This is a genomic window from Kiritimatiellia bacterium, assembly GCA_026417735.1.
Classification (GTDB): Bacteria; Verrucomicrobiota; Kiritimatiellia; order PWTM01; family PWTM01; genus CAACVY01.
Map to the genome: position 1 here is coordinate 1 of JAOACR010000017.1, position 24,848 is coordinate 24,848.

Annotated in this window: 22 protein-coding genes; 16 read left to right on the forward strand and 6 right to left on the reverse strand. The window is 67.3% G+C overall.

The features are described 5' to 3' along the window. Positions 1–311: 311 nt before the first annotated feature. The 6 genes from lexA to N2652_08370 all read left to right on the forward strand — a co-directional run bounded on the left by lexA (position 312) and on the right by N2652_08370 (position 5,999). Positions 312–902: a transcriptional repressor LexA gene (lexA, locus tag N2652_08345; GenBank protein MCX7819201.1), complete on the forward strand. Its 591-nt coding sequence runs from the start codon at positions 312–314 to the stop codon at positions 900–902. Positions 903–906: 4 nt separating this feature from the next. Continuing rightward, the gene (locus N2652_08350; protein ID MCX7819202.1) at positions 907–2,235 is read left to right on the forward strand and encodes a DNA polymerase IV; all 1,329 of its coding nucleotides are present in this window, start codon (positions 907–909) and stop codon (positions 2,233–2,235) included. A 122-nt stretch (positions 2,236–2,357) separates the two neighbouring features. Beyond that, the gene (locus tag N2652_08355) at positions 2,358–3,353 is read left to right on the forward strand and encodes a peptidylprolyl isomerase (protein ID MCX7819203.1); all 996 of its coding nucleotides are present in this window, start codon (positions 2,358–2,360) and stop codon (positions 3,351–3,353) included. An 8-nt stretch (positions 3,354–3,361) separates the two neighbouring features. Next, the gene (gene pdxA, locus N2652_08360) at positions 3,362–4,360 is read left to right on the forward strand and encodes a 4-hydroxythreonine-4-phosphate dehydrogenase PdxA (GenBank protein MCX7819204.1); all 999 of its coding nucleotides are present in this window, start codon (positions 3,362–3,364) and stop codon (positions 4,358–4,360) included. Further along, positions 4,357–5,232 carry a 16S rRNA (adenine(1518)-N(6)/adenine(1519)-N(6))-dimethyltransferase RsmA gene (gene rsmA, locus N2652_08365; protein ID MCX7819205.1) on the forward strand — a complete coding sequence of 292 codons (876 nt, stop codon included), beginning with the start codon at positions 4,357–4,359 and terminating at the stop codon, positions 5,230–5,232. The genes pdxA and rsmA overlap by 4 nt, the downstream gene beginning before the upstream one ends. Next, on the forward strand, positions 5,223–5,999 hold the full coding sequence (locus N2652_08370) for an MBL fold metallo-hydrolase (protein MCX7819206.1): 777 nt from the start codon (positions 5,223–5,225) through the stop codon (positions 5,997–5,999). The genes rsmA and N2652_08370 overlap by 10 nt, the downstream gene beginning before the upstream one ends. A gap of 61 nt (positions 6,000–6,060) precedes the next feature. Here the strand turns inward: N2652_08370 and N2652_08375 are convergent, their stop codons facing one another. Continuing rightward, positions 6,061–6,483 (reverse strand): GtrA family protein, encoded by a 423-nt coding sequence (locus N2652_08375; protein ID MCX7819207.1) that lies wholly within the window; start codon positions 6,481–6,483, stop codon positions 6,061–6,063. 104 nt (positions 6,484–6,587) lie between these two features. Here N2652_08375 and purD point away from each other — a divergent pair, with 104 nt between their 5' ends. Beyond that, complete coding sequence (purD, locus tag N2652_08380; protein MCX7819208.1) at positions 6,588–7,868, forward strand: phosphoribosylamine--glycine ligase; 1,281 nt, start codon at positions 6,588–6,590, stop codon at positions 7,866–7,868. Between the two features lie 14 nt (positions 7,869–7,882). Here the strand turns inward: purD and N2652_08385 are convergent, their stop codons facing one another. Then, complete coding sequence (locus N2652_08385) at positions 7,883–9,031, reverse strand: 5-(carboxyamino)imidazole ribonucleotide synthase (protein ID MCX7819209.1); 1,149 nt, start codon at positions 9,029–9,031, stop codon at positions 7,883–7,885. Next, on the reverse strand, positions 9,028–9,549 hold the full coding sequence (gene purE, locus N2652_08390; protein MCX7819210.1) for a 5-(carboxyamino)imidazole ribonucleotide mutase: 522 nt from the start codon (positions 9,547–9,549) through the stop codon (positions 9,028–9,030). Before purE ends, N2652_08385 begins: the two co-directional genes overlap by 4 nt. Positions 9,550–9,934: 385 nt before the next feature. Between purE and N2652_08395 the strand changes: the two genes are divergently transcribed. The 6 genes from N2652_08395 to N2652_08420 all read left to right on the forward strand — a co-directional run bounded on the left by N2652_08395 (position 9,935) and on the right by N2652_08420 (position 18,388). Then, a complete protein-coding gene (locus N2652_08395) occupies positions 9,935–10,666 on the forward strand; it encodes a hypothetical protein (GenBank protein ID MCX7819211.1) in 732 nt (243 codons plus the stop codon). Next, positions 10,663–11,568 carry an ABC transporter permease subunit gene (locus tag N2652_08400; GenBank protein ID MCX7819212.1) on the forward strand — a complete coding sequence of 302 codons (906 nt, stop codon included), beginning with the start codon at positions 10,663–10,665 and terminating at the stop codon, positions 11,566–11,568. Before N2652_08395 ends, N2652_08400 begins: the two co-directional genes overlap by 4 nt. Continuing rightward, positions 11,565–12,500 carry an ABC transporter ATP-binding protein gene (locus N2652_08405; protein MCX7819213.1) on the forward strand — a complete coding sequence of 312 codons (936 nt, stop codon included), beginning with the start codon at positions 11,565–11,567 and terminating at the stop codon, positions 12,498–12,500. The genes N2652_08400 and N2652_08405 overlap by 4 nt, the downstream gene beginning before the upstream one ends. 5 nt (positions 12,501–12,505) lie before the next feature. Next, positions 12,506–14,629 carry a hypothetical protein gene (locus N2652_08410; protein ID MCX7819214.1) on the forward strand — a complete coding sequence of 708 codons (2,124 nt, stop codon included), beginning with the start codon at positions 12,506–12,508 and terminating at the stop codon, positions 14,627–14,629. A gap of 111 nt (positions 14,630–14,740) precedes the next feature. Then, positions 14,741–16,786, forward strand: coding sequence for a PAS domain S-box protein (locus N2652_08415; GenBank protein ID MCX7819215.1), 2,046 nt, complete (start codon positions 14,741–14,743; stop codon positions 16,784–16,786). Between the two features lie 6 nt (positions 16,787–16,792). Then, complete coding sequence (locus tag N2652_08420) at positions 16,793–18,388, forward strand: response regulator (GenBank protein MCX7819216.1); 1,596 nt, start codon at positions 16,793–16,795, stop codon at positions 18,386–18,388. Between the two features lie 48 nt (positions 18,389–18,436). Here N2652_08420 and N2652_08425 read toward each other — a convergent pair whose 3' ends face one another. Both N2652_08425 and N2652_08430 read right to left on the reverse strand, forming a co-directional pair. Further along, complete coding sequence (locus N2652_08425) at positions 18,437–19,063, reverse strand: PEP-CTERM sorting domain-containing protein (protein MCX7819217.1); 627 nt, start codon at positions 19,061–19,063, stop codon at positions 18,437–18,439. A gap of 33 nt (positions 19,064–19,096) precedes the next feature. Then, a complete protein-coding gene (locus N2652_08430; GenBank protein ID MCX7819218.1) occupies positions 19,097–19,747 on the reverse strand; it encodes a hypothetical protein in 651 nt (216 codons plus the stop codon). Between the two features lie 315 nt (positions 19,748–20,062). On the opposite strand from N2652_08430, the gene N2652_08435 reads away from it, so the two are divergent. The 3 genes from N2652_08435 (at position 20,063) to N2652_08445 (ending at position 22,988) form a co-directional block, all read left to right on the forward strand. Further along, positions 20,063–20,902 (forward strand): PTS sugar transporter subunit IIA, encoded by an 840-nt coding sequence (locus tag N2652_08435; protein MCX7819219.1) that lies wholly within the window; start codon positions 20,063–20,065, stop codon positions 20,900–20,902. A 125-nt stretch (positions 20,903–21,027) separates the two neighbouring features. Continuing rightward, positions 21,028–22,554: an L-fucose/L-arabinose isomerase family protein gene (locus N2652_08440; GenBank protein ID MCX7819220.1), complete on the forward strand. Its 1,527-nt coding sequence runs from the start codon at positions 21,028–21,030 to the stop codon at positions 22,552–22,554. A gap of 110 nt (positions 22,555–22,664) precedes the next feature. Then, entirely contained in the window at positions 22,665–22,988 is a 324-nt protein-coding gene (locus tag N2652_08445) for an RNA-binding protein (protein MCX7819221.1), read from the forward strand. Positions 22,989–23,076: 88 nt separating this feature from the next. On the opposite strand, the gene N2652_08450 is transcribed toward N2652_08445, so the two are convergent. Then, on the reverse strand, positions 23,077–24,822 hold the full coding sequence (locus N2652_08450; protein ID MCX7819222.1) for a hypothetical protein: 1,746 nt from the start codon (positions 24,820–24,822) through the stop codon (positions 23,077–23,079). Between the last annotated feature and the right edge of the window lie 26 nt (positions 24,823–24,848).

Sequence of the window (24,848 nt, forward strand, 5' to 3'; positions counted from 1 at the left end):
GTTGCCGCGCTGTTCGCATAAAAGGTCTCCTTCCCGAGGACCTCCCCGATGGCGATGGCACCCATCGGCCGGCCCTAACCCCACAGAAGACACCAGCCCCCACCATTTCCGCACCCCTCCCAGAAAAAGCTCTGTCCCTACCAACTCACCACTGTTCCGCCACCTCCGTCCCTACTGATCCTGCCCTCACACAATCCCCACACACCGCCCCCTGCCCTGCCCCCCAAGGCCGTCTCCACCGATACCGACTTGAAAGTGAACGATCGTTCACTAAAGTATCATCGCGGGTGCCAAGATGGAGAGTCAGTACGATGACCACTCGACGATTGAAGTGGGACGAGAAGCTTCGGCGGCTGCGCGAGTTCGTCCGTTCCAACGGCCGCCTGCCCGGTTACCAAGAACTGATGAAGTTGATGAGATTCCGATCCAGTCACTCCGCGTTCCGACTCTGGACACGACTCGTCCGCCTCGGCTACGTCCGCAAAGACTCCACCGGCAAGCTCGCCCCCACCGTGCGACTGCGGGGCACCCTCCGCATGCTCGGCACCGTCGCCGCCGGATTTCCCTCCCCCGCCGAGGAGGAGCTCGCCGACATTCTCAGCCTGGATGAATTTCTCATCCGCCGTCCTGAAGCGACATTTCTGCTGACCGTCACCGGCGATTCGATGATCGAAGCAGGTATCCACCCCGGTGATTTCGTGCTGGTGGAACGCGGCGCCCAGCCCAAAAACAACGACATCGTCGTTGCACAAGTGGACGACGAATGGACCCTGAAGTATTTCATCCGCGACCAAGAGGGCGTCCGATTGGATCCCGCCAACCGCAAGTACTCCCCCATCCGACCGCGCCGTTCCCTGGTCATCGGGGGCGTGGTCCGTGCCGTAATCCGAAAATATCGCTGAGACGATGAACCCCCCCGCCCTCTCATCCCTCCCCCCTCCCTGGCGGCTCGATGACTTTCCGCACGCAATCATCCATTTCGACGGCGACGCATTTTTCACCTCTGTCGAACAAGCCCTCAACCCCGCCCTCCGCGGCCGGCCCGTCGTCACCGGCAAAGAGCGCGGCATCATCGCCTGCGCCTCCTATGAAGCCAAAGCGCTGGGCATCCGCCGCGGTCTGCCACTGTGGGAAGCACGCCGCCGTTGTCCCGACCTGGTCGTGCTCCCCAGCGACTACGAGACCTACAGCCTGATGTCGCTGCGAATGTTTGAGATCGTCCGCCGTTTCACGCCGATGGTGGAGGAGCACTCAATTGACGAGGGCTTTGCAGACCTCACCGGCCTTCGCCGTCTGTTCCGGGACGACTACCTCGGCATCGCGCGACGCATCCAAACTGCCATCGCCGATGAACTCGGCCTCACCGTCTCCATCGGACTGAGCCTCACCAAGAGTCTGGCCAAGCTCGCCTCAGACCTCCGCAAACCCGCCGGACTGACCGCTGTCCCGGGCATCGAGCTCCACCGCTTTCTCGCCGACCGACCCTTGGAGGAAGTGTGGGGCTTCGGTCCCAACACGGTGGCACTGTTGCACAAACACGGTCTGCGCACCGCGCTGGACTTCGTTCGACGACCCGCTACTTGGGCACAACGGCTCCTTGGAAAAATCGGCCTCGACATTTGGAACGAGCTCCGCGGCGATCTGGTCTATCCCGTCCAAACGGCGCCCAAACCACCGCAGGTCACCATCAGCAAGGGCAAAACCTTCACCGCCCCTTCCATCGACCGTGAATTCATCTACGCCCGCCTGATCCGCAACGCCGAGTCGGCCTTCATCAAACTGCGTCGCCACCATCTCCGGGCCCGCTCGCTGCTGGCGGTGCTGGTGCGCCAGGACTTCCGGCGGCGCGCCGCCGGCGCGCGGTTCGATCGTGCCACCGCCGCCATCCACGACGCGTTACCCGCGCTGCGAACCCTATTCGACCAGCTCCACGAACCGAACGTGCCCTACCGAGCCACGATGGTGGTCCTCAGCGAACTGGAACCCGACCATATCGAGCAGCCGGAACTTTTCGAAGATCGCCCCCGCATCGAACGGATGACCGCTGCCTCGCGGGTGATGGACGCGGTCCGTGAACTGTACGGCAAACACCGCCTCGCCCTCGGCACCGCTCTGTTTCTGCCCCGCCACCCCCGCACCGACCGCGACGAGGAGCCTTGGCGCCACGCGCTGCGGCTGCCCGGCGAAACCGCCCGCCGCCGCCTCGGCATCCCCGTCTGGCGCATCACTGTCTGACCTCCATCTCCCGTGCGGCTCCACTTTGCCCCCGCACTCCCCTCCGCCACCTCCCCAAGCCCCACCACCTCTTTCGGCCACGGTTTGAATCCGCCCCCGATCTGGAGTACGAAGTTCCGACCATGCTCGCGCTGCTCCGCATCTGCGCAACCCTGTCCGCCGGACTGCTCGCCGGTGTCACCGTCGCCCCGGCGCAGAAATCCGAACGCGTGCTGCTGGATGGCTATGCGGCGTTCGTGAACGACCGGCCGATTCTGATCAGCGATGTGCTGCGGTATGCGCAGAGCGCGGACCGACAGGCGGTAAAAACCCTCAGCGGCCCCGAACTGGAAGAGGCGCTCCAGCGCAACTACCAGGCCGGACTGCGCGCGTTGATCGAGCGCGAACTCATCCTGGCCGAAGCCGAGCGACGAAAACTGGACCTCCCCGACGCGGTGGTGGACGCCCACATCAACCAGCTCGTGCGAGAACGGTTTGAGGGGGGGCGAGCCGCGCTGCTTGCCGCGCTCGCCGCGGAAGGTCTCACCTACGAGGAATATCGCCGTCAGATCCGGGACGATCTGCGAGTGATGCTGCTACGGCGCCAAGAGGTGAACGACCGGGTAACGGTGCCGCCCGCGCAACTTTATTCGGCTTACCTCGCCCGATTGGCCTCCTACCAGCAGCCCGAACAGGTCCGCATTCGGCTGCTGGTGCTCCGTAAAGGGGCGACGCCGGAAGAGGCCGCGGCACGGCGGCGTCTCGCGGAAACTCTCGTCGAGCGTGTCCGCCGGGGCGAGTCGTTTGCCGACCTTGCCCGAGAGTTTTCCGAAGGGCCCGCCGCCGCGCAGGGCGGCGACCTCGGCTGGCGCCAACCTGCGGAACTGCGGCCGGAGATCGCCGCCACGGTGCGGACACTGCGTCCCGGCGAGGTGAGCCCCGTGATCGAACTGCCGGAAGAATTCCATCTCGTCGCCCTGGAGGCCCGACGCGAAGCGCGCGTGCGCCCCTTCACAGAGGTCGCGCCGGAACTGGAACGGGAACTCCTCAAACAGCAAACCGAGCAGCGGCTGGACGAATGGTTGAGCGAGCTGCGGGTCCGCCATTACGTTCGCGTGTTGCAGGAAACCCGCCCCTGAGACTGAAGATGAGCCGCCTCCTGCTCGCGATTACGCTCGGCGATCCCAACGGCATCGGCCCGGAAATTGTGCTGAAGGCTGCGAGGGATCGAAGATGGCCGCGCGCCGTGAGTGCGGTGGTGGTGGGCGAACCCGAGGTGCTCTGCGCGGCGGCGGCGGAACTCGGTTGCCCGCCGCCCCCCATCGCGGATGACCCTACACGTCCGCCTGGGACGCGCCTGTCAATCTGGAGGCCGCCCGATTCGCCCCCTGTGCGCCGCCGCCCCGGCCGCGTCTGCGCCGAGGCCGGCCGCGCGTCCGCCGCCTGGGTCCGCGCGGCCGCGGACGGCGTCCTCCGCGGCTGGTGGTCCGGCATCGTCACCGCGCCGATCCACAAGGCAGCATGGTCCGCGGCGGGACTTCGCGCCGGCGGTCACACCGAGTATCTCGCACGGCTGTGCGGTCGCGACGACGCGGGCATGCTGCTGGTGGGCGGAAACCTGCGCGTGCTGCTCGCGACTCGCCACCTCCCGCTACGCGCGGTGCCGCGGATGATCAGCCGGCAGCGGTTGCTGACCACCTTCCGCATCGCCGCCGTAGCGCTCGAGTGGCTCGGGCTGCGCGGCGAAATCGCCGTTTGCGGTCTCAACCCTCATGCCGGCGATCGTGGCGCGCTGGGCACCGAGGAACAGCGGATCATTGCGCCCGCGGTGCGCGAAGGCCGCCGAAAAGGCTGGCCGCTGGTGGGCCCGCTGCCCGCCGATTCGGTCTTTCACTTCGCCCGCCTCGATCGTTACGCAATGGTGATCGCGATGTATCACGACCAGGGTCTCGGCCCCCTCAAAGCTCTCGCGATGGACACCGGTGTCAACCTCACGCTGGGACTACCGATCGTGCGGACCTCGCCGGACCACGGCACCGCGATGGACATCGCCGGCCGTGGCATCGCATCCCCCTCGTCGATGCTCGAGGCGATTCGTGTCGCCGCCGAGCTCGCTTCACGTCCCAATCCATGGGCAACGCGATGAACTCCACCCGTCCCACGGAGGTTCGACGGTGGCTCGCCGAGGCGAACATCCGCCCCTCGCGTCGACTTGGCCAAAACTTTCTCGTGGACGGGAACATCGCGCGGGTCGCAGTGAGCCTCGCCGGACTTTGCCCCGGCGACGGCGTGCTCGAGATCGGCCCGGGCTGCGGCGCGCTCACCGAACTGTTGCTCGCCCAGCACTGCCGGGTCACCGCCGTCGAGGTGGACCGCCGGCTTGTCGATCTTTTGCGCCAACGCTTCGGAGCTTCGCCCCGCCTCGCCCTCTACTGTGCGGACGCGCTGAACGCGGACCTCGGCCAATGGATCCGCGAGGGTTTTGATGTCGTCGTCGCGAACCTCCCCTACTCCGTCGGCACGCGCATTCTCATTCGGTTGTTCGAGCTGCACCCCCCGCCCCGGCGGTTGGTGGTGACCCTGCAGCGCGAGGTGGTGGAGCGGCTCATCGCCATTCCACGCGCTCCCTCGTACGGTCTGCTCTCGATCGTCGCACAGCACCTCTACCAGATTTCTCGGCCCCGAGTGATTCCGCCGTCGTGTTTCCATCCCGCACCCGAGGTGGAGTCGGCACTCGTGCGGATGGATCTGCGTGACGCACCCCTTGGTGATCCGGTCGAGATCGCCCCGCTGGTGCGCCGACTCAAAGACGTGTTCGGGGCACGCCGCAAACAGCTTCGCCGGGCGCTCGAGCGGGCGAATCTCCACCCTGAACAGCTCGACCACGACGACGGATGGCGGCGTCTTGGCATCTCGCCGACCGACCGGCCAGACGCACTGGACCCGGCGAAGTGGACGCGCCTGGCGCGCGCGCTGGGTGTGCCGCCACCCCGTGTGGGAGCCGGATCATGCGCGTGACCTTTCTGGGCACTGGCACCTCGCACGGCGTGCCGGCGATCGGTTGCGACTGCACCGTCTGCCGCTCCCCCGATCCCCGTAACCAGCGGGACCGGAGCAGCCTGTATGTTCAGGCGATCTCGGGCGATGCGGTGGTGGTGGACGCCACCCCCGAATTTCGCCGCCAGTGTCTTCGCTGCGACGTCCGGCGCGTTGATGCGGTGTTGCTCACCCACGCGCACGCGGACCACATCATGGGGCTCGATGACCTGCGTCGCTTCAACGAACTCCAGGGTGGTCCCGTGCCCATCTTCGGCGCCGAAGCCACGCTGGCGGTGGTGCGGCGGGCATTCGCGTATGCGTTCGAGCGCGAACCAATCGGCCCCACCCGCCCAGCGCTGACGCTATGTCCGTTCCCCGATGGCATCATTCAGATCGGCCCGCTGCACATCACGCCGTTGCCCTGCCGACACGGCCCATTCGAGATCCACGGCTTCCTCTTCGAAAGCGGCGGACGCCGTGCCGCCTACTTCCCGGACTGCAATCAGCTGCCCGACTCGACGCTCGCCCGGTTGTCCGATCTCGACCTCATGATTCTCGACGGCCTGCGGGATGAGCCGCACCCGACCCACTTCACCCTCTCGGAGTCTGTCGAGATGCTCCGCAGAATCGGTGCCCGCCGATCGTTCATCACCCATATTTGCCACGCGCTCGAGCACGAGACCACCTGCCGCCGCCTACCCCCCGGTATTGAGGTGCCGTGGGACGGGCTGTCTCTCCAGCTCTGAGGTGCGCACCCTCCGGGTGTTGCCCGCAGCCCCCCGCGGGAGCGGTTTCAGGGCCGGCACATCATCGCCGTGGCTGCGCGCGCTCGCCGCGGTAGGTCCAATGCCGCTGCACCCAGAACGCGATGAATCCGGCGGTCAGCTCCGCCATCACCTTCACCGTCACCGGCCGGTCAGGGATCCATCGAAGATAGATCCAGATCAGCAGCTCGGTGGTCAGATACGCCCCCACCCAGACCAACCCGTAGCGCCACAACTGCCCCGCCAGAGTCCACGCGAAGCGGCGTCCACCGAACGTCCACCATCGGTTCACCGAGAAACTCACCAGCCCGCCGACCGGCCGGCTGACCAGATGCGCGGCCAGCGGATGCCAGCCGAAATGGTTCAGCAGCACATACACCGTCAGGTCCGCGATCGCGGCCGTGATGCCAGCCATCGCGTACCGCACCAGGTCGCCCGTCCATGCCCAAGGGATCCGCAGCCGCATCGCCGCAGTCTAGCATGAGTAGCCGCACGGCTTGATCCCCACCGCGGCATCCGATATCAGTGCGCGGCGCCTGCGCTGCGCAGGGCGCGATGGGAGAGCAACCCATGAAGGTGTTGGTGGTCGGCGGCGGTGGACGCGAACACGCGCTGGTCTGGCGACTGTCGCGCGACCCGTTACGCCCCCAGATCCTTGTCGCGCCCGGCAACGCGGGCACCGCCCGGCTTGCTCGAAACGTCCCCGTGGACGCCTCCGACATCGCCGCCCTGACAGACTTGGCACTGCGCGAGCAGCCGGACCTCGTCATCGTGGGACCCGAGGCGCCCCTCTGCGCGGGGCTCGCCGACGAGCTGCGCGCTCTCCACATCCCGGTGTTCGGCCCCGGTCGCGACGGCGCACGAATTGAAGGCAGCAAAGCGTTCTGCAAGGAAATTCTAGGTGCCGCCGGTGTGCCCACCGCCCGAGCCCAAACGTTCGTGCGGTCCGACGACGCGATCGCATGGATCCGACGCCATGGCGCACCGTTGGTGGTCAAGGCGGACGGTCTGGCCGCCGGCAAGGGCGTCACCGTCTGCGACACCGTCGAGGAAGCGGAGCGGGCGGTGTGCGAGGCGCTCGACCGCCGCGTGTTCGGCGAAGCGGGAGAGATGGTTCTTGTCGAGGAGCGGCTGGTGGGCGAGGAGGTCTCTGTCCTCGCGCTGGTGGATGGCGAGCGCATCGTGCTGCTGCCGTCCGCGCAGGACCACAAGCGACTGGCAGATGGCGACCGCGGCCCCAACACCGGCGGCATGGGCGCCTACTCGCCCGCACCGGTTGTCGCCGACCCGGAGGCGGCGGGGTTGCGCACATGCATCTTCGAGCCGGTCGTCCGCGAACTTCGACGACGCGGGATCGACTATCGCGGCGTGCTCTACGCGGGGTTGATGATCACCCGCGACGGGCCCAAGGTGCTCGAGTTCAATTGCCGCTTTGGCGCCCCCGAGACCCAGGCGATCCTCCCACGATGGGAAGGCCCGTTTCTTCAGCCGCTGCTCGATTGTGCGCTCGGCCGTCTCGACCCTGCGCCGATCCGGTGGCGACCCGACGCGTGCGTGTGCGTGGTGCTCGCCGCCGGCGGTTATCCCGGCACGTACCGAAAAGGTGATCCGATCGAGGGAATCGCCGAGGCGGAGCGTTTGCCCGGCGTGATCGTGTTCCACGCCGGCACCGCGCTACGCGACGGCCGGCCCGTGACGGCCGGCGGACGCGTGCTGGGTGTCACCGCGCTCGGCACCGATATCCGCGAGGCGGTTCAGCGCGCGTACGACGCCGTCGCCTGCATTCGTTTTCCGGACGCGCACTACCGGCGGGACATCGCAGCCCGCGCCCTGGCCCGACCCGCCACCTGACCGCGAGCGGCAGCTCACTGCCGCGGTACCAGAGCTCGCCGCACCTCCACCACCCGCCGCAGCGCCTCCGTCGGCGTATCGGCCAATACCGTCAGATGGCCCATCTTGCGGCCAGGGCGCGGCTCGCGCTTACCGTAGAGGTGCAAGGTGACCGCCGGGTCGTCCAGCACCCGCCGCCAGAGCGGTTCGCCCGCCGCCCACAGATCCCCCAGCAGATTCGCCATCGCGGCGGCCGGGGCGCGCGGCAAGGGTTCGACCGCCGGCCACCCGGCCGTCAATCGCGCCTGCAGCTCAAACTGACTGATCGAGAGCGCTTCAATCGTCAGATGCCCGGAGTTGTGCGGACGTGGCGCGAGCTCATTCACCATGATGCTACCATCCGTCGCGATGAACATCTCCACGCAGAGCAAACCGGTGAGGTCCAACGCCTCCGCCGCGGCGCGCGCGATCTCCCGAGCGGTGGCGGCCTCGGGCGAATGGTCGTTCGCGGACCACGTCGTGGTGTCAAGGATGTGTCGGCTGTGCACATTGCGAAACGGCCCCAGCAGCACCAGTTGGCCACGAACGTCCCGCGCCGCGATCACCGAACACTCACCGGCCAGATCGATGAGGCGTTCCGCGATGCAGGGGCCCCGGGGAGAAAGTCGTCGCCACGCCGCCGCGGGATCCTCGCCGCCGTCATACAGCGTCTGTCCTTTCCCGTCATATCCCCATTCGCTGGTCTTCACCACGACCCGGCCACCCAGCGCAGCGGCGGCGGCCGGCAGCTCCTCGCTACAGAAGACCGGCCGGAATGGCGTCACCGGAATCCCATGCCGCTGCAAGAACTCTTTCTCGCGGATCCGGTGCTGCGCGATCGCCAGCACCGAGGGCGACGGCCGCAGCGGCACACGTTCCGCCAGTGCGGCCATCGCTCCCAACGGGAGATTCTCAAACTCGTACGTTGCCGCAGCGAGCCCGCGCGCGAACCTTTCGAGTCCGGCCGGGTCCTCGTACTGGGCGCAGACATGTTCGGCGGAAACCTGCGCAGCCGGCGCGTCGGTTTCGGGCGCCAACACGCGCACGCGGAACCCCAGCCGCGCGGCGGCCAGCGCCATCATCCGCCCCAACTGACCGCCGCCAACGACTCCAATCGTCGCGCCGGGCTCCACGGTCGAGCTCATTCCTCGAGCGGGCCGCTTTCCAGCACCGCGCGCGTCTGCGCCTCCCGAAACGCGCGCCAGCGTTCGCGCAGCGCCGGGTCGCCCAACGAGAGAATCGCGGCCGCCAGCAGCGCGGCATTGCGCGCGCCCGCCTCGCCAATCGCAACGGTGCCCACCGGCACACCCGCCGGCATCTGCACAATCGACAGCAGCGAGTCCAACCCTTGCAGCGCGCGCGTCTGCACTGGCACCCCGATCACGGGCAAGATCGTATGCGACGCCAACATGCCCGGCAGATGCGCCGCACCACCCGCCCCCGCAATCAAAACGCGCAGACCGCGCCGCTCCGCCTCGCGGCCATACTCCGCCATCCACAGCGGTGTGCGGTGCGCGGACACCACCCGCGCCTCATAGGGAATCTGCAGCTCTCGCAGCGTCGCCGCCGCGTGCCGCATCGTCTCCCAGTCCGAGCGGCTGCCCATCACCACGCCGACCAGCGGCGGTGCTGCCAAACCGTTCTCCGCAGCCGTACTCTGCATCCCCGTCTCCCCTCGCGCCATCGTGGGGCGAACCACCTCGGCGCCGCCTGCGATGATAGGCCGTCATCGCACAACGGCTCAAGCATCGGTCAGCCACGCCACCCTGCCATTCCACCCCTCGGAGCCCAGCGCCCCGGCCACCTTCCCAAAATTCGCGAGCCCCGTCCCCGGCCGTCTCGCCACCCCCCGCCGTTAGTTCCGCTGCCGGCCACCCACCCACGCGACCACCCTCGCCCCCCTCCTCCTTCTGCGGCCCACCGCGCGGCGGCACGCCCCAGCATTTTTCAGCGCCATCGTAGCGCAGACGTTCACCACCTCTCGAAGCGCATTGAGTTCAACACAGGTCAGCCTAGAATCGGCCAGCTCCGCGGAGCAGAATCACACCATGAAGGGTTTGATTTGGATGCCGCTCGTGCTCGTGATCGGTATGGCGTTCGGAGCTTGGCCCGCGCAGCGGGAAGCCGCACGGCTGAAGCGGGAGACTGAGGAGTTGCGCCAGCAGCTGCGCCAGCGACAGCGGCCGGGGGGGACCCTCTCGCAACTGACGCAGTTCATGCGCATCCCGGAATCACCTCGCGCCATCGCCACCACCAATGCGGCGGCCGCCGGGGCCCCTGCCCCCGCACCAGCCGCCGACACCGCCGCCGCGCCGACGAACCGCCCCCGCCGCCGTTTGCCGTTCTCCGAACTGCGCCCGCGCCCGGGTGACGAGCGACCGCTCCGCGAGCGCCTCAACGAGGCAATCGAGGCCTGGCGGGTACGCTCGGACATCGCACGCAACAACTTCCTTGCTCGCGCCGGTTTAGGGCCGGAGGAGGCCGCCAAATTCGACGTGCTCGTGCAGGCGATGAACCTGCGGCTGCGCGACCACTTCGAGAAGTTCTCCGCGACGGTCCAGAGCGGCGCGCCCATCACGCCGGAGCTCGGCGCCCGGATGATCCGCAATCTTTCTGACGCCGTCGTGCTGACCTACGACGAAATGGACCGGCAGCTTCCCCGTTGGCGGCAGAACGCCGACGGCCTCGATCTCGGCGACCTGATCGATCCGGCCGTCGCGGAGCCGCTCCTCAGCATCGAGGACACGTTGCGCCGCGCGGACCGAGGCGGGCGCCCGTGAACCCGTTCGTACGAGCGCTCGCGGTCGTCACCGGCTACGAATTCCTCGAGGCGCTGCGCAGCCGCCGTGCGCTGATGGTGCTGATCCTGTACGTCGCGATGGGCGTACTGACAACCAATTCCTCCATCAACGTACTGCAGAAGGTCGAAGAGGAACTCAGCGGCGCATTGCAGCTGGACGCGCCGGCGGTGGCCGGCTCCGTGAGCGCCTCGATCTGGAAATCCGACCGATTCCGCCGGATGGTCGCTCGCGCGGTCGGCGAGGACTCGCTGGTGAACGACCTCATCGGCACCCCGCCAATCGTACTGATCTACGGCGGGCTCGCGTTCTTCTACACGCCGCTGTTGGTGGTACTGATCGCCTCGACACGCGTGTCGGAGGAGCTCGGTTCCGGCTCAGCCCGCTACCCCCTCCAGCGCACGTCACGGCTGGCATGGAGCTTGGGCAAGTGGCTCGGCCAGTCGGTGCTCGTGGGGCTGGCGCTGCTGGCCGGCGGTCTGGGCGCCTGGCTCGTCGCGACCGTGCGAATGGCCGCGACGGAGGGTGTGGCGGTGATCGTCGGCATGACCCTCACCGCGATGCGAACGTGGGTGTACTCGCTCGTGTACGTGGGTCTGGCCACGGCCGTCTCGCACTGCCTGCGCTCGGCGGGCCGGGCAACCGCGGTCGCGATGCTCGGCGCACTGGCGCTGAGCGTGCTGTCCTGGATGTGCGACCGATGGGCGGGGCCGGGGGGGCGTGAGCTCTGGCATCTTGTGCGCTGGCTCACGCCGCAGCATCAACGGCTCAATCTCTGGCGGCTCGATCCCGCGTACTGGATGGTGGCGGTGGTACACCTCGTCGCGTTGAGTCTGGCGTACTTCTCCGCCGGCTACGCAATGTTCCGGAGGCGCGACCTGTGAGCACCGCGATCGCTTGGCGCCGCGTCGTCAAACACTATCGCCGCCTGCGGGCGCTGGACGGTCTCTCGCTCGAGGTGCCCGCTGGTTCGATTTTCGGGCTCGTCGGCAGCAACGGTGCGGGGAAGACCACCGCGTTCGCCATTGCAGCGGGCCTGACCCGCGCGGACGAGGGCACCGTGGACACCTTCGGCGGTCCGTTCGACCCCGGCCGTCACGCGGGCCGGCTGACGCTGCTGCCGCAGGATTCTGAGCTGCCGCGCGACAGCCGCCCGCGGGAGTTCCTCGCCTTCCTGGGGCGACTGCAGGGACTCTCCGCGCGCGCTGCCGCTTCGGAAGCAGACCGACTGCTCGAACTCGTGCATCTCACGGATCGCGCTCGCGTGCCCGCGCGAACCCTCTCCCATGGCATGCGCAAGCGCGTGATGATCGCGCAGTGCTTCATCGGTATGCCGCAGATCGTGCTGCTCGACGAACCCCTCAGCGGCCTCGACCCGCGCGAGGTCGCTCACATGCGGGAGTTCCTCGCCGCGCAGCGCGGCCGCCGGACGATCGTGATTTCCTCGCACAACCTGCACGAGATCGAGCTGCTCTGCGACGAGGTCGCCTTCATCGAGCGTGGGCGCGCGGTTCGGTCGGGCTCGCTCGCCTCGCTGACCGGCGCGCTCGACAGCGTCCATGTGCATCTCGGCCCGGGCGCAGAACCGCCGCTCGCCGCGGTGGAAGCCGCGCTGCCCGGCGCAGTCGTCGGCTGGGCCCCAGCGGAACGCATGCTGACCATTCGCTACGACCCGCGCCGCGACCGCGCCGAGCTGGTGCACGCCGTGCTCCTGCGCACGCTGCTTGATGCGCAGGTGCCCATCCTGGAGCTATCGCGCGGAGAACGGCTCGAGTCTGTCTACCTCGACGCCGCCGGTGATCCCCCCCGGAGGTAATCCCGATGAACCGATGGTCCCTCGTCGCCGCACCGCTGCTCACCGGCATCGCCTGCGCGAGCGAGCGCGTCCCATTCCCGATGGACTGGACCTCGTTGCCGCGCTGCGCGCTCGGCCTGGAACGTTACCTCGACCCTCCCGCCGGCCGCCACGGTTTCCTTCGCGAACGCGAAGGCCACCTCGCGTTCGAGGACGGCACCCCCTTCCGCATCTGGGGCGTGAATCTGACCGGGGCGGCCTGCGCACCGGAGCCCGAGCACGCCGCCGTGCTCGCTGACCGCCTCGCACGACTGGGCGTAAACGCGGTCCGTTTTCACATGTTGGATGGCGGAGTGCTCTTCGTGCCGGGCGCCGCCGACACGCGCCGCCTCGATCCCCACGCGCTCGACCGGATGGATCGTCTGGTCGCCGAGCTGAAACGACGCGGCATCTACGTAAACCTGAACCTGAACGCCGGACGTCGATACCGCCCCGCTGACGGCGTGCGGGACGCTCCGCAGCTGCACTACGCGAAAGGGGCGACGTTTTTCAACCCGCGTCTGATCGAGCTCCAGCACGAGTTTGCGCGCCAGCTCCTCACCCACTCGAATCCGTACACCGGAGCCGAATACCGCGCCGAGCCGGCGGTCGCGACGATCGAGCTGGTCAACGAAAACTCGCTGCTGGAAGCCTGGGTCACCGGTCGGCTCGTGGGCCAGACCGTCACCAACCCGCACACCTGGTCCCCCTTGCCCGTCTCCTATGCCGAGGAGCTCACCGCCCTGTACAACAACTGGCTCCGCGCGCACTGCGCCCCAGCCGAACTCGCCCGTCTTCGTCAGGAGGCGGGCGCCCCGGCCGACGCCCCGGTGCCGCGTCTGCGCCCCGCCGAGTTTGCATCCGCCTCCCCGCTGCGCTTCCGCACCGAGGCGAGATTCTATTTCGAAACCGAACTCTCTTTCTTTCGCGACATGCGGCGCCTGTTGAAGGAGGAGCTGCGCGTGCGTCCGCCGGTCGTCGCCACTGCCGACCACAACGACCGGTTCGCAGCCTATGCGCACATTCTCGCTAACGCCGAGCTCGACTGGATCGACGGGCACGGCTACTGGCAGCACCCCAACGTGCGCGCCGATCCCCCCACCATCGCGAACACTCCAATGGTGAACGATCCGTTCGATTCGACGGTCGTCCAGTTCGCCCGCACGCCGCTGTTCGGCCGCGCGTTCACGATCTCCGAGGTGAACCATCCTTTTCCCCACGAGTTCGCTTGCGAGGGGGTACCCATCCTCGCCGCCTACGCGATGTTGCACGACTGGGACGGCGTCTACTGGTACACGTGGGACCACGGCCGCCCCGAGCCCTCGGAGGGCGGAATCGCACCGCGGTCCTACTTCGACCTCTGCCGCGATCCGATGAAAATCGCCAGCCTCGTTGTCGGCGCCGCGATGTGGCACGCCCGCGCAATCTCCCCGGCCCGGAGCACGCTCGTGCGGTGCTATTCGACAAACTGGATGCTGGATGCGCTCCGGATGGACCGCCGCGAGAGCCCGTTGTTCACGCCCGGCTGGGACCGCACGCTGACGCTCGTCCACGCGACGCGTTGGCGTCACGACGACGCTCCCACGCAGGCCCCTCCGCCACCTCCGCCGCCCGAACGGATCATCTCCGACACCGGCGAGCTGGGCTGGTTCGATGCGCCCGCGGGCCGCGGCGTGGTCACGGTGGACTCACCCGCCGCGCAGGCGGTGATCGGCCATCTCCGGGAGGGCGGTCCTGCCCCGCGCCATCTGCGCCCGCGCGTTCAGAACGCGTTTGCGGCCGTCACTCTGGTTTCGCTCGATCGCCACCCGCTTGGGGCGTCTCGTCGGCTGCTTCTCGGCGCCACCTCGTGGAGCGGCCACCCTGACATGCGCTGGAATGAGCGGCGCAACGCGATCCTTGAGTGGGGCCGGGGTCCGGTTCACATCGAGGTCGTCCGCGGCCACATCGAGCTGATCGGGCTCGCCGCTCACCACCTTGTGGCGACGCCGCTCACTGCCGCCGGCGCCCCTGTCGCTGCCACCCTGCCCGTGCGTCACGAGGGGGACCGGTTCATCCTCGAGCTGGGCGCTGTCCCAGCACTGCTGTACCTGATCGAACTCGAGCGGTAAACACAAGGACCAGCCGCACCGGGCAGCCGGTGCCCCCGCGCGATCCCCTCACCCCGCCGCCTTCAGCACACACGCCTGTGCTATACTGCCGGCGGTACGCGTGGACACACCATGAATCCGGCCGACCGCCCAACCCGAGATCTCTGCCTGGACGCGCTGCTCGAGCACTCACAGGACAACATTTACTTCAAAGACCTCGAAAGCCGCTTCGTGCTCGTCAGCCGCAGCATGGCCCGGTGGTGCGGCAAATCATCGCCCGATGAACTGATCGGCCGTACCGACGCCGACCTGTTCGCCCCCCCGCACGCGCAGGAGGCGCTCGCCGACGAGCAGCGCCTCATCCGCCGCGAGTGCGACGTGATCCGAAAGGAAGAGCGCGAAACCTGGCCCGACGGCCGGGAGACCTGGGTCTCGACGGTCAAGCACCCCCTGATCGCACCCGACGGCCGCGTGATCGGCACGTTCGGCATTTCCCGCGACATCACCGAACAGCGTCGCGCGCAGGCCGAGGCACAGGCCCACGCGCAGCACTACGCGCAGCTGATGGCGATCGTGAACCGGAGCCCCGCGGTCGTGTTCGAGTGGGGCCCTAGCGACGACTGGCCGGTGGTGCACGTGAGCGACAACGTAAGGCGCTTCGGCATCGAACCGGAGCAGCTGCTCAGCGGCCGCATGCCCTACGCCGCGCTGGTCCATCCGGAAGACATCGATCGAGTGCGCGCGGAGCTGGCTGCGGCGGTGGACTCGGGCGCCGACACCTACGACCTCGAATACCGCTTCGTCGTACCGGGCGGGCCAGTCCGCTACGTCGAGGAAATGGGCATCATCCGACGCGATGAGGCCGGCCGCGTGGTGGGTTACCAGGGCATCGTCATCGACGTGACCCGCCGCCACGAGGCTGAAGAGGAGCTGGGTCGGTACCGCGCGCGGCTCGAAGACATGGTCGCGGACCGGACGCGCGATCTCGAAATCGTCAACGGCCGCCTGCGGGAGGAAAACGCGCGCCGACGGGCCTCCGAGGCGGCGTTGTCGGAAAGTGAACAGCGCTACAAACGCCTGCTCGAGAGCGTGACCGACTATGTCTACACCGTTGAGCTCCGCAACGGCCGGCCCGTCGCGACGCACCACGGACCCGGCTGCCTCGCGGTGACCGGCTACACGCCGGAAGAATATGCCGCCGATCCGTACCTCTGGATCGAAATGGTGCCGGAGGAAGACCGCGACCTCGTGCGGCGGCAGTCCGCGCAGGTGCTCGCCACCGGCACCGCAGAGCCCATCGAACACCGGCTGCGCCGAAAAGATGGCGCGATCCGATGGGTCCGCAGTCATGTCGCCGCGCGCCGCGATGCGGACGGCCGGCTGGTCGGCTACGACGGACTTGTGAAGGACATCACCGAACCGCACGAGGCGCGCGAGGCCCAGATGCGCGCGGAGCTGGAGGCGATGCAGGCGCGCCAGCGGGCGGCGCTCGAGCGCGCCGACCGGCTCAGCTCGCTCGGCGTTCTCGCCGCAGGCCTCGCGCACGAAATCAGCAATCCGCTGCAGGGCATGTTGAGCCACCTCGACGCGGTCCGCCGTGCGCTGCCGCGAGATTTTCCGCGCGCAAAGAATCTCGAAATGATCGAACGCGGCATCGAGACGATCGCCTCGTTGGTCAAGGAGCTGCTGTGGCTCGGTGGACCGTCGGAGTCGACGGAAGAAAGTTGCGTGCTCGCCGACGGTATCGCCTTCGTGCGAGACCTCCTCGCGAATCAGTTCCAACGCAACGGCGTCGTGCTGCGTCTCGAGGCCCGCGAGCTGCACGTCCGCCTTGCGATGCCCGCCCGAGAGCTGATTCAAATCCTTCTCAACCTGCTGATGAACGCCCGTGACGCAATGCCGCAGGGTGGCACCATCACCATCGGCGCCGAGGTGCGCGGTGATCGGGCGGTGCTCCACATCAGCGACACCGGCTGTGGCATCCCGGAAGAGCTGCTGCCGAAGATCTTTACCCCCTTTTTCACCACAAAAGGCGCGAAGGGCACGGGTCTGGGCCTGACTGTCGCGGAGTCCCTGGTGCGCCAGCGGAATGGTCGCATCGAGGTGCGCAGCCGCCCGGGCGTCGGAACCACGTTCTCCATTGAACTGCCCATCGCACACTCTGCGGACCCGAGGTGACGCGCCGTGACCACCCGCCTGCTCATCGTGGACGATGATGATTTGGTGCTGACCGGCCTGGCGGCCAGCCTCGAGGACCTCGGCTATCAGGTCAGCGGCGCGAACACCGGCACCGCGGCGCTGGAACAGCTCGCCCGCGATCCGGTCGACGCCGTCATCGCCGACATGATCCTCGGTGAAATGGACGGTCTCGAACTGCTGCGCCGGATCCGCGCGCGCGACCCGAACATTCCGGTGTTGATCCTCACCGGCCACGGCACCGCCGCCAACGCGGTGGAGGCGCTCCGCCAGGGCGCCGCCGACTACATCCAAAAACCAGCCCGCCCGGACGAAATCGCGCAGCGCGTTGAGGCGGCGATCGCCGCAGCGCGGCTGCGCCATCGGCTTGCCGCGGAACGTGAGGCGGCGCGGCAAGAAGCCACCATTCGGGAAACCCGCGCGGTGCGGATCGAAAGGTTTGAAGCCGCGCTCCGCCTTGCTCGCGGATTGGCCGCCGACCTGCAAGGGCTGATCCGACTGTTGGAAGGTCTGCCCGCAGAGCTTGTCCACGCCTGGCCGCCGGAATGGCGGGAAGCGCTCAATGCCGGGCTGGACCGCCTGCAGACGCTGCGCAGCGTAGTCACGGCTCCCCCGGAGACCCCGGAGACGTTCGATCTGTGCGACGCGCTTTACGCCGCCCTCGATGCGCCGGTGATTCACCATCTGCGTTCCGCACGTCCGGGCGTGATTCTGGAAGTGGACCGCGCGCCCTCGCCGGTCCGCACCAGCGGCCACCCCGCGCTGTTCCGCGCCGCGCTCAGCCCGCTGGTCGCCGCGATGCTGCGCGCATTGCCCTCTGGAGGCCGCCTCGCAATCGCCATTGTCGAAGAAGAACACGTGCAGCCTTGGGGGCATCTGGTGCAGGGAGCCAGCGGAAACTACGGTGTGGTTCACCTGCACACGTCCGCCCGACTCACGGACGAAGAGCTGGACCACTTCTTCGAGCCCTACGCCGTCAAATCGGTGATCTCCGGCGACGGCTTCGCGCTGACGCGAATCCTGCTTTGCATGCGGGCGCATCGCGGACTGTCTCTCGTGCGGTTGACGCCGTCACCCGCCGGCACCGAGGTGCGGCTCCTTTTCCCGTTGGCCGCCTCATCCGCGCCGCGTCCCGGGCCGGACTCCGGCTCCGCACAGGGCACCTCCGCGCGGCCGCGATGGCGCGTATTGGTGGTGGACGACGCACCCCACCATCGTCGCCACGCGGTGGAGCTGCTGCGCTCCTTGAACTGCGAGCCCGACGAGGCCGACTCCTCGGCCACTGCACTCCGGAAAATCAGCGAGCGCTGCGGCGGTGGCGCCCCCTACGATCTGGTGCTGGCGGACCTTGTGCTCGGTGAACCCACCGACGGCGTCGACCTTCTGCGACAGGTCATCGAGTTCGGCCGCCCCTGCCCGGTGGCCCTGATGGGCGGGTTCGCAGATCTCGCTCGCATTACGGAGGGCCGCCGGGCCGGCGCTCTCGCCTACCTGCGAAAGCCGCTCACGGCGGAGGCGCTCGAGCACACGCTCGACGCTGCCGCCCGCCTGAAAGCCGGAGAAAATGCGAACCCCGGCGATTGATGCCGCCGGGGTTCCACCCAAACCCTCGGATAAACGAGTTCTCGTTCCTTAGGCGTTTTCCATCCGGCGCCGGCGGAACCAAATCGCGGCGCCCGCCCCCACCAGCACCATCACCGCCGCCGACGGCTCCGGAATCAGCGACTGCGACGCCATATACGATATCCCCCCGTAGTTCACAACGTCAGGCGGCGGCGGCGGACCACCGCTGGGATCCGCATCTGACAATCCCCCGAACGGGGTCAGTGGCGCAACGCCAAAATGCGTTCCGAGCGGAATGCTGCCCGGCCCCATGTATGAACTGTAAGGGAAGTTGAAGAAGACAATATACACGTAACCCGGCACAAACGCGTCGGGGGGAAGACTATACGACGACTCCTGGAAGTAGTCACCACTCGCGTAACCGGTGATTCGACCGCTTGAGGTGCCCAGAAGGTTCATGTTCCGAGCGCCCAGAAAGATATCGCCGCCCGTCGGATTCTCAAGGCTGGCGGGGTTGACCCCCATCGTCGTGTCCGGGCTCCAGAACGCGAAAAACAGGCTTTGATTGGGAATCAACGTCACCCCATTTTGCTGATAAAACGTATTCGCCGGGCTGTTCCAATTAATCCGGATACCAGCCTCGCTCGCTCCCGCGATGGCCAATGCCACCACACACGACAACCCTCGTATCGTCATCAGATGGCCTCCCGCGAGCTCAAACCGAGCTGGCTACGGATAAGTATAGTGCTTGTTCTTCGGCTCATTCCAGACTTTCGACGATCCCGATTTGTACCAATACGATTCGCCCACTCGGAGCTTGAAGTTGCCTGGCATCCACCCATCACCCTCGATGTATTCGGCGGCCTGATACCCGCTGCCCGTGAACCGGAGAATCGCGTCACCGTCCTCCGCGACAACGTTCAGCACGCTGTTGGTGATGTCCACCTCGACAGGATAGGGGAACGAAATCAAACGATAGCCTGCGCCGATGTTGACGGCAGTGTTGGTTTCCGCAGGCACTTCGCCGGTAAGGTAGAGCGGAAATCCGACCGGAGCCCGGATCCAGAACCCAATCCCCCGTTGCAAGACATTCGTGCCTGGCAGCCAACCTTCGCCCTCCAGATACTCCTCGCCGACGTATTGGACACCATTGAACAGCAGCACAACGGTGCCATCCGGAATCCCATTCGTGCCCAGCACGTCCCCCACCCGATTGGAAGTGTTCAATGGATTTAGCTGGTAGGAGATGAGCGTCCACCGGTTCGTGGGTACGTCAATCCGGATCACGCCCACCGCGTTCTTGCTGTACACGTTGGTTTGCGCAAGCGCCGCCCCCGCCACCCCGACGCCGACCCCGATTGCGACCCACCGCATGTTCATGGTCGTTCTCCTGTGTGCCACCATATCATGTACCCCGCGCCGCCGAGGTGTCAAGCGCATGGGCGATTTTCACCGCACCTCAAGCGCTCTTCTTCGCCCTTCGCACACACAGGGTTCATCGGCGCAGTTTGCTGCTGGCCCATCACTCTGTCAATTCCTCGGCGCGTGCAACCTGCCCCCCCTGCCCAACCGACACAGAACCGAACTTCATCCTTGCCGATCCGGCCCGCACCCGTTCGCATTCCTGCACGGCCACCTCTATACTCAGTGCGGCCGGACCGCGGAGACCACCCGCGTATGAACGCCGGATTTGCAATGAAAAAACTGATCAATGACCTGATCCAATTGCAGGAACTTTTTGAGGCCCGCGCACAGCAGGAGATGCTGGCGGGGCGGGAACGACTCAGCGAGCTGGACGCCGCGATCGAACGGATGCTGGCCGGCATCCCCGCCGAATACGCTCACCGGTTCCGCCGCCTGCAGCAGCGCAGCCCGCCCGCGATCGTGCCCATGGTGAACAACGTGTGCGGCGGCTGTGGAATGGTGATTCCGATCAGCGAGGTCCACGCGATTCACGCGGCGACCGCGCTGCACACCTGTCCGACATGTGCGCGGCTGCTGTACAACCTCGACAGCTCCGCACCGCGCCGCCTGCCGGACAAGCGCGCGGGTGCGGCGGGCGTGCGCGTGGGCATCGCGCGCTACACCTCGCCAGAGCTGATGATGCCCGAGCTGACCGCGAGCGATCGCGACTCCGCGATCCGCGAAATCTGCCTGCAACTGGAGCGCCAAGGCTTCGTCACCAGCGGGGAAAGCCTCGCGGAAGCCGCGCTGCGGCGCGAAGCCATCGCCTGCACCGCGATGGAACACGGCATCGCATTCCCGCACGCCCGCGGCGTCGAGGGCGGCGGCCTGACCGTCGCGGTGGCGCTGAGCCGCCGCGGGTTGCGGTTCGAGCCCTCGCAGCGCACGCTGACGCGAATCATCTTCTTCGTCGTGATTCCGTCCGCTGCCAGCGCGTTCTATCTGCGTCTGCTCGCGGGCCTCACGCGCACCTTCCAGGAGGCGGAAGCGCGCGAGAAGCTGCTCGACGCCGCCACGCCGGAGAAGATGTACCGCGCGCTCTGTCAGCTGACGCGCAAGACCGTCCTGTAGATCGCGGTCTTTCCGCCGTTGGCCGCCCCCGGACGTCCCCGTCCCCATTGCGGAGGGAACCGCCCGTTGCTATTGTCGGCGGCACACCTCAGCACGGACGGCGGCCAGCAGGTGGAGGTATTGCGGTGAGGAGCGAGCCGAGGAAACGGAGCGCCGCACCCACAGCGTGCACGCCTCGAATTGGACTGTTCGGCATCGGTCTGGACACCTACTGGGGCCAGTTCGAGGGACTTCACGAACGTCTCACCGGCTATCAGCGACGGATTGCGGCGCGATTGAGGGACTGCGGCGCAGTCGTCGTGGACGCCGGTCTGGTCGACTCGCCCAACGCCGCCCGCGCTGCGGCCGCCACGCTGCGACGCGGCGAGGTGGATCTCGTCTTCCTCTACGTCTCGACCTATGCGCTTTCGTCCACGGTGCTGCCCGTCGCACAGCAGGCCGGCGCGCCGATCGTTGTACTCAACCTGCAGCCGGTACCACAGCTCGACTATGCCGTATTGAATTCGCTGGGCGACCGTGGCCGCATGACCGGCGCCTGGCTCGAACACTGCCAGGCCTGTGCCTGCCCCGAGATCGCGTGCGTGTTCCGCCGTGCGGGCATCCCATTTCAGATGATCACCGGCGTGCTCGAGGAGCCCCTCGTCTGGCGCGAGATCGGCGAATGGGTGGACGCGGCGGCGCTGGCGCGCACGCTGCGGGCCACTCGCATCGGCGTGCTCGGGCACTACTACGGTGGAATGCTCGACGTCTACAGCGACCTGACGCGCCTCTCTGCCGCGTTCGGATGTCACTTTGAGCTGCTCGAGATGTGCGAACTGCATGCGCTGCGCGAAGGCGTGCGCGCCGCCGAGGTCCGAGCCAAAATCGCAGAGTTCCGCCGGGAGTTCGACGTCTCGCCCGAGTGCGCCCGTGCGGAACTCGACCGCGCGGCAAGGACGGCGGTGGCGCTGGACCGACTCGTCGAGGCCCATCAGCTCGGTGCGTTGGCCTACTACTACGAGGGCGTCGAAGGGCACCCCTACCAGGAGGTCGTCACGTCGCTGATTCCGGGACTCACTCTGCTCACGGGCCGGCACGTGCCGGCGGCGGGCGAGTGCGAGATCAAAAACGCGATCGCGATGAAACTGCTCGACGCGCTCGACGCGGGCGGCTCCTTCTCGGAGTTTTACCTGATGGACTTCGTGGATGACGTGGTGCTGCTGGGACATGACGGCCCTGCTCATTTTGCGATTGCGGAGGGCCGGGTGGGACTGGTGCCGCTGCCGGTGTACCACGGCAAACCGGGCCGCGGCCTCTCGATCCAAATGACCGTCCGGCACGGCCCGGTGACGCTCTTGTCCGTGGTGGAGCGCGGCGAGGCCGGGGCGGGCCTACTGATCGCGGAAGGCGAATCGGTGCCCGGCCCGACGCTGCAGATCGGCAACACAAATAGCCGCTACCGTTTCGCGATCGGCGCACGACAATTCGTTCAGGCGTGGTCCGCTGCGGGTCCCGCCCACCACTGCGCAATCGGCGTTGGCCATCGGGCGGGCTCGCTCGCGAAGCTGGCGTACCTGCGCGGATTGGCGGTGGAGCGCGTGGCGACCCCGCCGGCCGCGCCGGAGGGACGCCCCACCGCGGCGCGCGAGGGTTGCACCTCGGGTGGCAGTTGAGGTAGTCTGCTCAACGGTGGCGGTTGCGTCGGTTCGGGCCGCGGGCCCCGCAGCACGCGCCGAAGAGAGTGACGGTAAGGCGGCCGACAGTCGAGGAAAGCGACAGAGGAATGAATATATTCGTGGGCAACCTCTCCTACCAGGCGGGGGATGAGGATCTTCGCGCGGCGTTCGCCCGGTTTGGCCAGGTCACGTCCGCGAACGTCATTGTGGACCGGACCACCGGGCGCTCCCGTGGGTTCGGCTTTGTGGAAATGCCGAACCGGGAAGAGGCGCTGCGGGCCATCCAGGCATTGAACGACAGCGATTTGCTGGGCCGGCCGATTAAGGTGAACGAGGCGCGTCCGCGCGAGGATCGGCCGCCTCGCCGCGAAGGGGGCGGTTACGGGCGCGAGTCGGGAGGCGGAGGCCGGAGGTACGAGAACCGCTTCTGATCCGCTCCGGAGTCGATCGCGTTGAGATACGACGCCGCGGGGAGATCCCGCGGCGTCGCCCGTTTTGACCACCGCCCACGCGGCCATCTCAGAACCGGATTCGTCCGCGCAACCCTTTCCGGGAAGGCCATACTGTCGTGACGCCGTCCACAGTGAGCCGGACGCAGTCCGGTTCCACTTCAATCTCAAATGCGGCATCCGGATGACGTGCGTAAAGGATGTTCGCCGCACACAGCGCTTTCTCGAACCCGTCCCCGCGGCCGAAGTTCCAAACCTCGTCTGGCTGTGCGCAGCGTGCCCCGTCGTAGATGGACTCGTCCGGCAGCAAACGAAGACGTTCCACCACCGATTCGTCGTCCAGCTCGCGCGCGCCTGCAATCGAGACCGGGCTGCGTTCAATGGCCGCCTTCACGAACGGCCGCCAGTCCGTCGTGGAGAGGTCCCGGTAGGCGTAGAACGCCAAGTCCGCGATAGGATGCGTAGCCCGTAGCCGCGCGATCTCCGCGCAGAGCTCCTCGCGGCTCATCTCGGGGCGCAGACGGATCCCAGGCCCCCCCACCCATCGCTTCGGCTCTCCCGCTCGGTCGGGCAGCCGGGGCTCCACATGCGCAAAGGCGACGAGTTCCTCGATCGCTCGCTGTGCCTGAAAACGGCGGCAGCCAATCCGCCCGATCAGCCGCCGCACCGCCTCCGCGTCAGTCGGGTCCACCGACTGCCCACGGAACGCCGCCTCCACGTCGTCGAGCAACACCCGGTCCGGCAGCGGCTCGGGGAAGAACTCGTCGTCCTCAATCTCTGCCAGCAACGATTCGCGCGTCCGATCGCTGATCCGGCACGACGACGACGCCTCGTATCGGTACGCGGTCTCCGCGGGCAGGTACACCGTGCGGCCGTGCCGTGTGTGCCGGAGTTGAAAGCAGGTCTGCCGTTCGGGCGCTTCCCGCAAGAAGTTCAGCAGCACCTCCATCGTGATGTCGGTGTGCAGGAAGGCCCGCAGCGCCGCCGCGAAGCGGCGGTACTCCGCCTCGTCCATCGTCGCCTCCGGATACACGCAGTGAATCCACCCGCTGCAGTGCGCCACCACCGTCACTTGTTCGTGCCGCAGCGCACGCTGGGCCTTCCGCGTGAGTTCGGTGCCGTTGAACCACATCGCGCGCGTGACGACCCGCCGGTTGTTCGTCAGCAGCCCGTCGCCCAGCAGCACGAAGTTCTGCGAGTGCAGCGGCGTCCCCATCAAAAAAATGTCCTCCAGCGGCACGCCACAGATCAGGAACAGCCCCGCCACATACAGCGTCGAGAGCGACACGCATTCGCCGGCCCCTTTCGTGTAGCCAGGCCGATACCGAAATGCCTCCATCGCCTCGACCGTCTCCGTTTTCCAATACGGAATCGTGTCGCTGGAGTACTTGTCGAGCCCGAAGTGCCGACGGATGTCGAGATCGAAGTAGTACCGGTCACCCTCGTAACCGAACAGCGCGTTGCTGCGCGCGATCGTTTCCTCATCCATGTAGCGGCGGAAGCGCGCCAGCTCCCTCGCCTGTGTGGTCAACCCCCATGTGTCGAGGTCGAGATTGAACTCGAAGCGGTCCATGATGAACTGCCGCAGTCGCAGCACCCGCCGGTACGGCGTCAAACGCTCGCGATGCTGAAACCAGGGATCCTCCCGCCAGCTCCATACGCGCGGCGACATGAGGTTCGCCAGCACCAGCGAATAGAGTAGCTCCGGAAACACGAAGATCTCCATGTCCGAGAGCGTCGCGGCAGACGAATACTTCTCGAGCTGCTCATCCGGAACCCGCGGGGCACCGGGAATGTCCGTTTCGATCGGGCGCATCGGCATCTCCGCTGCCCAGCGTAGGA